Here is a 12,512-nt window from a genome sequence, read left to right as displayed (position 1 = left end):
TACACTTTTCATTTAGTAAGTGCAGGAACGCGCATCATCTTCTAAAAAGTTTCTTTTCCCATAAGTAGTATCTGCAAAAAGTAAAAAATAAAATTTTGATTTTCGCTATATAGGAATTAAAAATATTTTTTTATTTTTATATTTTATATATTTATATATATTATATAAAACCTTATAGGCTGTCCCAAAAATTGACCCACTACTGGGTCAAAATTTGACCCAAAACTGTCCCATTTTTTGACCCACCTGGATCAAAAAATGATCCAGTTAAATTGTAAGCTAATTTAAAAATAAAAATAAAATTTACTTAAATGTAAAAACTTTTGCAGATATTATTAGTGGAGGTGAGAAAAATGGAGTGGATTACAAAACTAAAAATATTTCTGCTGATTTTGTATTGTTCAACTTAATTAGAACATATGTTTTTTAAGAAAGATAAATAGTGTGTTAATCGATAAATATGAAAAAACTAAGCGTCCTTTATCAATTCAGTGAGTCCTACGGCATCTTCAAGAGCAGAAGCTATATCACGAGGGGCAGCTGCATCACCTATGAGATAAAGTTCGGGTACCTTTCCTTTAAGAGAATCGTAGAGGCTGTTATTTGGTTCCTTTATTCCTGTAACTACTACAGAATCTATTCCATTTAATTTTTCTACAGTGTTGAGATATATATTAAGTAGAGTTGCTTCTCCATCTTTAAAATCCATCAACACTTTCATTGGATGAAGTATGAGGTTTTCCTTTCCAGCGAGTCGTTTGAAGTTATCCAACAAAATCGGAGGGGTGATATTTTGACCATTGAAAAAACTCGGTGTTAACCAGTGAACTATTTTGTTAGCTTTAACAAACAGTTCTACAATGCCAGAACCTTCGGTAGTTGAGTCATTGTCGACAACAAGTATATTATTCCCTTTTACATTTTCATTAAGTGCTTCAATGGTGCTGTAGTAATTGGGATTTGCCGAAATCAGAGTCGAACCTGTAGCAATAATTACTATATCCGGCTTTTCCTTTAATACCGCTTCGACATCAGCCTTTGAATTCAACCTTGCATCAACATTATCAAGTATATCCAACATATACATAAGATATCGGCTTACACCTGCTACTCCACGTCTTCCGGGGATTCTTCTTTCCCAGCGAACCCTTCCTCCAAGCTCGGGATCTTTTTCAAATAACACAACTTGATTGCCTCTTCTGGCATATATTTCTGCTGCCTTCATTCCTGATGGACCTCCACCCACCACAACAATCTTTTTTGGTTTTGAGGTCTTTTTGTAAAGGACATCCTCTCCATATTTCTTTTCATGACCAGACGTAGGGTTTTGGACACAGCTTATGGGCAGGTTTTCTAACAATCTACCCATGCACTTTTGGTTACAGCCGATGCAACCTCTTATTTCGTAGGGCTTTCCTGCCTCAGCTTTCTTTGCCCAATAAGGGTCAGCTATTTGGGCCCTGGCCATACCTACCATATCCAAATAGCCCTTTTCCAGTGCACCTTCAGCAGTAGCTGGCCACACGATTCGGCCATTACCAATTACGATTTTACCTGTTGCCTGCTTTATCCTCGCTACATCTTTCAAAAGGAACCCTTGAGGGATATTCATGGATGGCACAAGCATATCTATGCTTTCCCATGTACCTGTATCGGTGCTTATATAGTCTGCAACAGTGGTAAACATCTTTGCATATTCAACAGCCTCATCTACACCATAATCTCCAGGCATATACCTGTTTATACCAAGCCTTACGCCCAACGGTATTTGACCAATTTTCACCCTAATAGCACTTAGAATTTCTACAATTATTCTTCCTCTGTTTTCTATGCTGACTCCATATTCATCTGTTCTCTTATTTTTAAGAAGAGACACAAATTGCCCTAATATACCATCATGAGCAACCTTGATCTCTACACCATCAAAACCTGCTTCCATAAGTATTTCAGCACATAATGCAAATGACTCCACTAATTCCTTTATTTCTTCCAAGGTCATTTCTTTAGGCATTTCACCTACAGTCATATCAGGTATCGCAGACGGTGCCCACGTAGGATGAAATGTCTCTACACTCTTTGTCTGATTGCCCATATGCGAAAGCTGTATAAATGTCTTTGCACCATGAAAATGTACTGCATCGACTATTTTCTTGAACTTTGGGATATTTTCCCTGTTGTATCCTATGCCCAAACCTGGAAATACACCGGTAGGATGAACAATCCTACTAGGGACAATTATAAGGCCCGCACCGCCCTTTGCTCTTTCTTCGTAATAATACATTTCTCTTTCAGTAGGAGCATAGTCCTGGTCCACGTAAACTGTGGCATGAGGTAAAAAAACAACCCTGTTTTTTATTTCCACACCATTTATATTGATAGGTGTGAATAACTTTGGAAACATAACTTTGTTATCCATATAGAAGCCTCCTTAGGGTTTGGTTAAATAAATTTAAATACATGTTCGATATGATGTGTGATTATCGCTACTTGTTAATAACCTAGCTTTTACAGGTTCCTTTACTTATATGTAGATGAAAAGTTATCTTATATTTAAATTATAGCACATCATGTTAAAGTTTATATATTTTGCCATTCCTTAAAAAAAGAATGAAAGAAATTTTAAGTAAAGATCATTTAAAAGAATTTCATAGGAAGATATCATTTATTCCTTTCATGAAAGTTTGATTAAAAATTGGGAGCCACTAGAAGGGCGATCCGGAAGAGTTGATAAAACCATGCTTTCATTCTCACTAAATCATTACACCTTTAAAACAAAAATTTAAAATGTCTCCTATTTGAAGATCTTGTTTATCTTTCATTATTTTTATTCATCCCCAACCTTTAAAATTTCTCAACCAATTCATTCCCCTTGGTCTTAATTGTTTCAAAACAAAAAAGAAAAATCCTTCACATGTGAGGGATTATTTTTTTGCTTTCTTTCATTCATAAAATTATGATTTAAAGGTTAGAGAACACTACTTGGAAACTTAGAAATAAAATTGTTTCCATTGCTCTACCCCACCCTCCATTCCTCATAGGTAGAGTAAAAAGGTTATAAGGTAATGGTTTTCAAAAGAATTCAGCTAGAAGTTTTCATTTCTTTCTTTTATTAAGGTTTGTTTAAAAATCAGAAAGCATTTTATGGAAGTTTATAAAGCTGGAATACTAGCTCGTTTTTAATCTTACTATATCTTGCATTATTAAGGGCAAAAGAAATTAAAAAATCTCCCCCTAAGTTACCAGGCCATGTTTTCTTTACTGGGTTTCATTCATAAAAGTTTAGTTAAAAATTTAAGGTTTAACATGTCGAAGCCTAAAGATTCTATTATTTCCATTCCTTCCCAGCCTTCAATTCATCAAAATCCTTTTAAAGCGAGAACATACTGCATCGAAGCTTTGAAGCAATCTCGTTTCCATTCCCCTCCCCTACCTCCATTCCTCATAGGTAGGATAAAAAGTATACTTCTTCATGCCCTTCAGTTGCTATGTCTTCAGCGTTTCCATTCCTCCACCCACACTCCATTCCTCATAGGTAGGATAAAAAGACGTACTACAAATATCGAGGTGAGTTAAAACGTCGATGTTTCCATTCCTCCACCTACCCTCCATTCCTTATAGGTAGGATAAAAAGCGACTTGGCTGAACTTGTTGACAGCATTCTAGAAAAGGTTTCCATTCCTCATAGGTAGGATAAAAAGTTTTGAGAAGAGTTATAATAAATTTAAAGATAGAATGTTTCCATTCTTCATAGGTAGGATAAAAAGAATTACTGGAAATGTAGCTGTATGGCTAAAAGACAAGTTTCCATTCCTTATAGGTAGGATAAAAAGGCATAAGATACTTATAAATACTATATCATAAAAAATTACGATTGTCAAGCAAAACTTTGAGAATTTGTTAAGATTCAATTCAAAAGCGCATGTAATAGGGCTTGTGACTTTTTTCGCTTGTCTGTCGATCCCCCGGGTTTTTTACCCTATTGGAGGTCGACAGACGGTTTTTTTCATCATTTTCTTTTCTACGTTATTATTAGGTTAACTTGTTAACATTATTTTATATTAAGTCGGTTCAACTTATCTAAACTGTGAACAAAAAAAATAATAAAACCAAAAAAACCGCCATGAAGGCGGGCTATAAAGTTATTGCAACAATGGGATTGCCTCTGTCGACATAACCATAAGTTGTAACAAAAGGAACAATAACGCTTGTTCCATCAATTTTTAATAAAGCTATATCACCTATTTCAAAACCAAATTCTAGTATTGTTTCTTATTGTATATTATTTAAGAACACTTTGACCATCCACATGTTGTACAGGTGACACAGCCTGATTCGTTTATCAGGGTATTTTTAGATAGACAGCTTGGACAGTATGCGTTACCTTCTGAGTCTATATAATATCCTTTGTCGTATTTTAAGTCATTGGCGTAGACAAATTTTTCTACTTCTTCTCGGGTTTTAGGTGTGCCCGTTCTTATTACTTCATAATCTTCTATTTGAGTTCCCCATAACTGGTTGAAATCGTTGAGGGCTTTGCTTATTTCTTGCGCTAATTCTTTACAATACGATCCTTTGACTTTTTCTAATTGCTGAACTATTTCATCTGTTGAAACGCCTGCTCTTAAGGCAATTGAGGATAATCTTCCTATAACCTCTGCCGTTTCTGTGCCATCTGATAAAAAGATTTCTACTGCTTCTCCAGCATCATCAAAAGAAACTGTTACGTATACCGTTCCCGTGTCGTGCTTGAACTTTCGTGTGACGCTTCGTAAAGTTTCTTTTCTTGGTCTTGCCCTTAGTTTATGTTTTTCGTCTAGTACAAAGAATGTAACGTTTTTGCCTTGTGCTTCAGATGTTTGTTTTTCTTCTTTGGAAGCGGAGGTTAGAACTTGAGTTTCAAGGCTACCATCTCTGTAAATAGTTAATCCTTTTAAGTTTAATTCTAGTGCTTGTAGATATATGGCTTTAACGTCTTCTATAGTTGAAGATTTAGGCATATTTATAGTTTTGGAACATGATGCGTCAAGATAACTTTGAATTACATGCTGGGCTAATAAATGATCCTTTGGTGGTATGTCCATTGAGGTTACAAATATTTTTTTGATTTCGTCGGGTATATTTTCTATATTTTGAATACTGCCTTTTTCAATGATTTCGGCCTTGAGTTCTTCTGTCATGTTGGTACCTATTTTTTCCATTAATATTGGATTTATATAAGATAGAGGAACTCTGTCTCCTTCTTTGTTGGTCATGTATCTAACATAGGATAGTAAGAAGTTTGGCTCGATTCCACTTGATGTGTCTGCTAAGTTAGATATTGAACCTGTTGGAGCTATGGTATTTGTTTGTACATTTCTTTTGTATTTTGTGGCTTCACCTTGAAAATGCTGGCGTATTTTTTGATTCCATACTTTTAGGTCTTCGTCTATTTCGTCATCCAACATTGGAAATGGTATGAATCCATTGGGATATTTGGACCTTTGAAAGTCTGGGAAATTGCCTCTTTCTTTGGCTAATTCAGTACTTGCAACATGAGAGAAATAAGCTAATTCAGCAATTAATTTAGCCATGAACTTTCTGGTTTGTTCGGAGTTGTATGGTAGCTCTTTTTTGTATAATGCATCGGCTAGTCCCATTATTCCTAATCCGATAAATCTTTGTTTTTTCGATATTTCTTCAATTTCTTTTAGTGGGTAGATGTTTGATTCTATGACGTCATCTAAAAATCTAATAGCCCAATATACTATTTCTTGGAATTCTGAGGCATCTTCCGAATTGGGATTTCCTAAATCAATGTCTTCCACTAGTTTTGCAACGTCTATTGAGCCAAGATTACAACTTCCAAAAGGTGGTAGTGGTTCTTCTCCACATGGGTTTGTGGCGGTGACTGGGGTGTGCTCACTCATTGCGTAGTATTGATTGTGCCTACCCAGAAATAGCATTCCAGGATCTCCCGTTTTCCATGCGTTTTCGACCATTTTGTTCATTAGATCGTTTGCCTTGATAGTCTTTTTTATGGATGATGTTGGGTGTTCCAACGTTAAATCCCCATCTTCTTCCAACATTTTTTTGAATTTTTTTGGATTGTCTATGTTTACTGAAATGTTGAAATAATTCAAAACATTACTACCTTTGTTGTCTTTTTTGGAATTGATAAAGTCAAAGACGTCGGGATGATCATACCTTAATACAGCCATTTGAGCTGCCCGCCTTGCCCCACCTTGTTCTATCGTGGAGGCTGCTGTGTTGAAGACATGCATGAAGCTAATTGGTCCAGAGGATTTTCCTCCTGTACCTGCAATAGAAGAACCTTTTGGGCGTAAAACAGAGAAGTCGTATCCTACTCCTCCACCATATTTCATTATTAGGGCAGCATTTTTTACTGCATCAAATATTGCGTTCATGGAGTCATCCATAGGGATTACAAAACAAGCGGATAACATGTTATGCTTTGTCCTTGAATCGAAAATCGTTTTGTAGTCTTCTAATGTTGTTTCTTCTATATCTTTTTTGAATAACTGTCTGTCCATTGTTTTGCCCGCGTTGAATAAGGTTGGACTGTTTGGTAAGAAAATTCGAGATTTTATTAGTTGGTAAAAATGCTCTTCTGCATTTTTTATTTCTTCTATATCATTGGTATAGTTTACCTCAGCTGCAGCAACATGTCTTGCAATTCTTTTTGCAACTTCGTCCCATGTGCTTTCTAAATAATTACCTTCTCCATCTTTTAAGAAATACCTGTCTCTTAATATAGTTACTGCATTCTGAGATGGTTCTTTTTCTATCCATTTATTTATAACTTGCATTAAAATTACCCCCTTGAGTCTATATATTGTATATTTATATCATAACATTAACAATATATTGAAATCAAGGGGGTAGATAAAAAATTTACATAATCTTATTGAGGATATTTTACAAGGCCCATCAAGTAGTTTTTATGGGGCATAAGGGGATTGTTAGGTGTTACTCTTACATTTATTCCATATTCGCCTCTGTCTTCTATTTTGAATTTTACTGAGTATTGATATGTGTCTTTTTGTACTTCTTTAATGAGTTTCATGTCGTACCGCCTTATATTTACAATCTTACCGTCTTTTAACTTAGCGAATACTACTTCTGGTAAGATTGAGTCTGGGCCGATACCTGGTAAGTATATTTCTGCTTTTACTCCCACTTCTTCTTCTGCATTTTTTACTCCAGTTAGATCCTGGTCAAGTTTAACGTGTATCTTTATAGAATCCCAATTTTCTTTTAATAATTTAACCCAACCGGCAAATTCTTTCGCTAACTTAAAGTCATTATTTGAAAAACGTATGTACTGCTCAAGAGCAGGCATATACAGTTTTTGAGTATATTCTTTGAGCATTCTTGAGGTGTTAAAGAAGGATGTAACGCTTTTAATAGATTCTTTCATCCTTGATATCCATTCTTTTGAAATGTTATCTTCTTCTTTTTCATAGTACATGGGTACTATTTGCTTTTCCAATTGGTTGTATATTGAAACACTGTCTATTTTGTCTTGTAATTTTAAGTCTTCGTAGTCTCTGTTATCTCCTATAGCCCAACCGTTTTTGCCGTTGTATCCTTCAACCCACCAGCCATCTAATACAGAGAAGTTTATAGCACCGTTCATTCCAGCTTTTTCTCCCGATGTTCCTGATGCCTCTCTTGGACGCCTGGGGTTGTTTAGCCAAATGTCCACCCCTGAGACTAAGTGTCTTGCCATGTCCATATCGTAGTTTTCAAGAATTATGACCTTATTTTGAAATTCTGGTTTTCGTGAGTATTCGTATAGCTTTTTTATGAGTTCTTGACCTGGTTTATCTGCTGGGTGAGCTTTACCTGCGAATATTAATTGTACTGGTTTATCTGGATCGTTCAAAATCTTTTTTAGCCTTTCTTCATCGCTGAATATCAAATCTGCTCTTTTATAGGTCGCAAATCTTCTAGCAAAACCTATAGTTAAGGCTTTTTCATCTCCTATTTGGTTTACTTCTTCGAGTTGCTCAACTGTTTCACCATGTCTCATTCTTTGTGCTTTTATGCTATTTCTTATATATTCGATTAATTCTTTTTTTAGTTGTTGGTGTGTTTTCCATAGTTCTGTGTCTGGGATGTTATCGATTTTTTCCCATAGTTCAGGATCGTCTATCTTTGACATCCAGTCTGTTCCTAGGTATTCTTTCAAAAATTCTTGCAATTTTGGATTTAACCAGGTGTTTATATGAACACCATTGGTAACGTAGTTTATAGGTACTTCCAAGGATTCAATACCTGGCCAAACATGGTTCCATAATTTCCTTGATACTTCTCCATGTAACTTTGAAACCCCATTTGATCTTCCAGAGAGTTTTAGGGCTAAAATGGTCATCGAAAATAATTCTTCTGAGCTTTGTCGCTTTTCTAATCCTAAATTTAGAAAATCCTGCCTCGCAGCCCCTAGTTTAGGCCAGAAATCTCCAAAATATTTATCAATTAAGGAAATAGAAAATACATCGTTTCCAGCAGGTACGGGAGTGTGAGTGGTAAAAACATTTCCTGCCCGAACCGCTTCAATAGCTTCCTCAAAAGTTAAGCCGTGTTCTTGAACTAGCTCACGTATTCTTTCAAGACCCAAGAATGCAGCGTGACCTTCATTCATGTGCCAAACAGATGGGTTGTATCCTAATTTCCTTACCGCTTTAACTCCGCCAATTCCTATTAGTATTTCTTGTTTTATACGCATTTCTATGTCTCCACCATACAATGTGGAGGTTATTTCCCTGTCTTCTGGTTCATTTTGCATTAGGTTGGTATCAAGGAGATATAAGTTCACTCTTCCTACCTTTACCTGCCAAACTTTGGCGAAGAGCTTTTTCCCTAACAGGTCTATATCAACGTATATTTCATCTCCGCTGTTATCTTTAGCGGGAGTTATTGGAAAATCCGAAAAATCATAATCTAAATATATACTTTCTTGCCAACCTTCTGAATTAAGTTTCTGGATAAAATAACCCTTTTGATATAGTAAGCCTATTGCTATAAGGGGGATCCCTAAATCACTTGCACTTTTTAGATGATCACCAGCCAATACTCCTAGTCCACCTGAATACATAGGGAAAGACTCGTGAAGGCCATATTCCATACAAAAGTATGCAATTTCTCCTTCTTTAAAAGTACTGTGAGTTTTTCTGAACCATGTGTTGCTACTTTCATTCATATAATCAGAGAATTCTTTCATGACTTCTTGATAGAGTTCATTGAATTTTAAATCTTCAGCAGCGTTGTTTAACTTTTTTTGTTCCACGCGCTTCAAAAAGGTTATAGGATTTCTTTGAGTGGAATGCCAAAGTTCTTTGTCTATGTTTTCAAATAATTGTTGAGCTTTATAATTCCAAGTCCACCACATGTTTTCAGAGAGTTCTTTTATCCCATATATCTTTTCCGGGATTTTTGGAACGACGGTAATTTTACTTATAAAATCCATTTTTTACCCTCCCAATTTAGCTTTTGATAGAATCTTTAAAAATTAGGTAACGCCCCTTTAAAATTAAAATCTTATACGTAAAAATTTTTAATCTTTACAGAAACTAATTATTGTTCTAAAATTCTTAATATTCCGATATCATTATTAGTTCTCCAAATTTATTGGTTGATTTTTCTAAGTAGTATATTTTATTGAACAGTCCATACTTTTTCGAAATAAAATAAATGTAATCTTGAGATTCACCTACCGTGCTTATCAATTTTTTTGATAAATGAAATTCTTGATCGTTACTTTCAATGGTGTAACTGTCCTCACTTTCTTTGATATAATCATAATTTGCTAATTCTGGAACTTGTAAGATTCTTATTTTTATAAGATTTTCAACAAAGGTGAAGACATCATCCACAATTTCTTCGTTTGGTACTATGACAAATTTAAAAATATTTCCATTTTTAAGGATTACAGAATATTCGAGCCCTCTGAAATCGTATGAAGGATAAGAGATCACTATCATATCAGAGTTCTCAAAAAAGAAAAACCTATCATCGAATGTTTGAATATTGAATGTTCCAAACTTCGTTTTTACTGTGTAAGTGTTGGTAATATTACTATTTTCAATAGTTATATTGTAGCCTTTTGGAGTAAACGGCATTTTTTTAATCCGTTCATACCCGGTTTCTTTGATTTTTACATATGGATAGTAATAATGGCTTTCTAAGTTTTCTACATACAAATTCCATAGTATGAAAGTTGCGAAATATATGACTGCCATAGTACCGATTATAATTAGTAAATTTTTTAGGCTGTCGTTGGATTGGTCTTTTTCTTTTTCTTCCATAATTTTTTTTCTCCTGTTTTAATCTTTTTTTAGCGCCCTTTCCCCCGCTCCCCACCCTTGGCCATTAAGGGGTTCCCCCTTAAGATCCCCGAACGCATTTGCTTCGCAAATGAGAATGAGGATGTTACTTCTAAAGCATTATTAAAAAGCTTTTTGCATAAAACAGCAAAAGCTTCGCAAATGAGATTTTGGAAAACATTTCTAAAGCATTGCAAACAAACCATTTTGCAAAGATCAGCAAAAAGCTTTTTGCACAAATCAGCAAAAGGGCTCCGCCCTGTGACCCTTTTAAAAGTAGAGCATTTTTTAGTTAATTGTTAGCATCGTTTTTTTGTAAGCTGCGCTTATTCTTTATTTGCGCCCCTTCGCCCCGCAGCCCGCCCATAAGGAAAAGGAGTCAGCTTTACCTAGTTTCCACCTTTTATGGAAGGAACCTGCGGTTCCTAAACTACCAGGGTATATATTTGTTGGTTATTGGCATCCTTCTGTCTTTTCCAAAACTTCTTTCAGTTAGTTTTATACCTGGAGCAGATTGCCTTCTTTTGTACTCGTTTTTATTGACCATATTTATTACATTTTTCAATAGCCCTTCATCGTATCCTTCTTGGAGTAATTCATCATAAGACATTTCTCTGTCTATATATTTGAATAAAATTTCATCTAGTAAAGAGTATGGGGGTAAGGTATCTTCATCTTTTTGATTTGGTCGAAGTTCTGCTGAAGGAGGCTTTTCTAATATAGACCTTATAATAATTTCTTTTCCGTGCAGTTCATTGTATTTTCTGGCAACGTTGTATAGGTCAGTTTTGTATAAGTCTTTAATGGGAGAGAATCCTCCAGCCATATCTCCATACAAGGTAGCGTATCCTGTTGCTGCCTCGCTTTTGTTACCGCAAGCTAAGGCCAAATATCCAAATTTGTTCGAAAATGCCATTACTAAGTTTCCCCTTATCCTTGCTTGTATATTTTCTTCAGTTTTGTCTTCATCGGTGTTTTTAAAGCTTTCTTTTAAATTTTCAATGTATTTTTCGTATAGATCATTTATAGGTATTATTTTGTAATTAATTTTCAGATTTTTGGATAGTTCTATCGAATCGTCGATACTGCCTTTAGAAGAGTATTGAGAGGGCATTATCAATCCTAATACATTTTCAGGACCAATAGCATCGGCTGCAATAGCTGCTACAAGCGAAGAATCTATTCCTCCACTTAAGCCTAAAACAACTTTTTGGAAACCATTTTTCCAAACGTAATCTTTTATCCCAGTTTTTATGGCTAGATATAATTGCTCATATATGTCAAAAGAGTGAACTTTGGCAGCTTTTATAGCGGTTTTTTCGGTGATCTTTTTTGCTATTTTTATGGTATTTACACTTTCATAATATGTACTTTGATTGTAATGTTTCCTTTTTCCTTCCCTTAAATTGGCTCTAGTGGGTTCTAGGGGGTCTATGTCGATAAAATATAATCCTTCTTCAAAAGAAGGAGCACTTAATTCTATTTCTCCGTATGGGTTAATAACAACACTTCCACCATCAAAAACTAACTCATCTTGCCCACCCACATTATTGCAATAAGCGATCCAGCTTGATAATTCTGATGCTCGAGTTTTGAGCATTTCGAACCTTACTTTATTTCTTCCCTTATAAAAAGGAGATGAAGAAAGATTTAGAATCAAATTGGCACCGTTTTGTGCCAAGGAAACAGCTGGCCCATTGGGAACCCATAGATCTTCACAGATTGTTATTCCTATTTTGATTCGTTCAATTTCCATTAAAAAAGGTACTCTACCGGCAGTAAAATACCTTTTTTCGTCAAAAACTGAGTAATTTGGTAAGAACATCTTTTTATAATTACCGTAGATTTCCCCTTTGTAAATAACAAAAGCGGTGTTGTAAGATTCAACATCCCAATCAACAGCACCTAAAATTATTACTATATCTTTTGATTTGCTAAAATCCTGAATTTCTTCAATACTTCTCAAGGAATCCCTTAGAAATTGGGTTTTTAAGATTAAGTCTTCGGGGGGATAACCATTTAGAGTTAATTCTGGAAAGAGTATTAGATCTGCACCTTTTTCGTTAGCTTTAGAAATGAAATCTTTTATCTTTTCTACATTTCCCTGATAATCTCCAACTGTGGAGTTCATTTGGGCCAAAGATATTCTTATTTTCATATTTGATTTGTGCTTTCAGTTTATTATCT

Annotated in this window: 5 protein-coding genes and 1 CRISPR repeat array; all 5 genes read right to left on the bottom strand. The window is 35.1% G+C overall.

Annotation, left to right across the window (positions count from 1 at the left end; all coding sequences use genetic code 11):
- Positions 1 to 469: 469 nt before the first annotated feature.
- The gene (locus X929_RS04030; RefSeq protein WP_103066760.1) at positions 470 to 2,416 is read right to left on the bottom strand and encodes an oxidoreductase; all 1,947 of its coding nucleotides are present in this window, start codon (positions 2,414 to 2,416) and stop codon (positions 470 to 472) included.
- 1,014 nt (positions 2,417 to 3,430) lie between these two features.
- Positions 3,431 to 3,830: a CRISPR direct-repeat array (repeat unit 28 nt; unit sequence CTCCATTCCTCATAGGTAGGATAAAAAG).
- 453 nt (positions 3,831 to 4,283) lie between these two features.
- Positions 4,284 to 6,806, bottom strand: coding sequence for an adenosylcobalamin-dependent ribonucleoside-diphosphate reductase (locus tag X929_RS04025; RefSeq protein ID WP_103066759.1), 2,523 nt, complete (start codon positions 6,804 to 6,806; stop codon positions 4,284 to 4,286).
- Positions 6,807 to 6,901: 95 nt separating this feature from the next.
- Positions 6,902 to 9,469 carry an alpha-glucan family phosphorylase gene (gene glgP / locus X929_RS04020; protein WP_103066758.1) on the bottom strand — a complete coding sequence of 856 codons (2,568 nt, stop codon included), beginning with the start codon at positions 9,467 to 9,469 and terminating at the stop codon, positions 6,902 to 6,904.
- A gap of 124 nt (positions 9,470 to 9,593) precedes the next feature.
- Positions 9,594 to 10,307, bottom strand: a complete 714-nt coding sequence (locus X929_RS04015) for a hypothetical protein (protein WP_103066757.1) — start codon at positions 10,305 to 10,307, stop codon at positions 9,594 to 9,596.
- 448 nt (positions 10,308 to 10,755) lie between these two features.
- The gene (locus X929_RS04010) at positions 10,756 to 12,483 is read right to left on the bottom strand and encodes an NAD+ synthase (RefSeq protein ID WP_103066756.1); all 1,728 of its coding nucleotides are present in this window, start codon (positions 12,481 to 12,483) and stop codon (positions 10,756 to 10,758) included.
- Positions 12,484 to 12,512: the final 29 nt, after the last annotated feature.

It is taken from the genome of Petrotoga olearia DSM 13574 (assembly GCF_002895525.1).
Classification (GTDB): Bacteria; Thermotogota; Thermotogae; order Petrotogales; family Petrotogaceae; genus Petrotoga; species Petrotoga olearia.
This window is presented reverse-complemented; position numbering and strand designations above follow the sequence as displayed.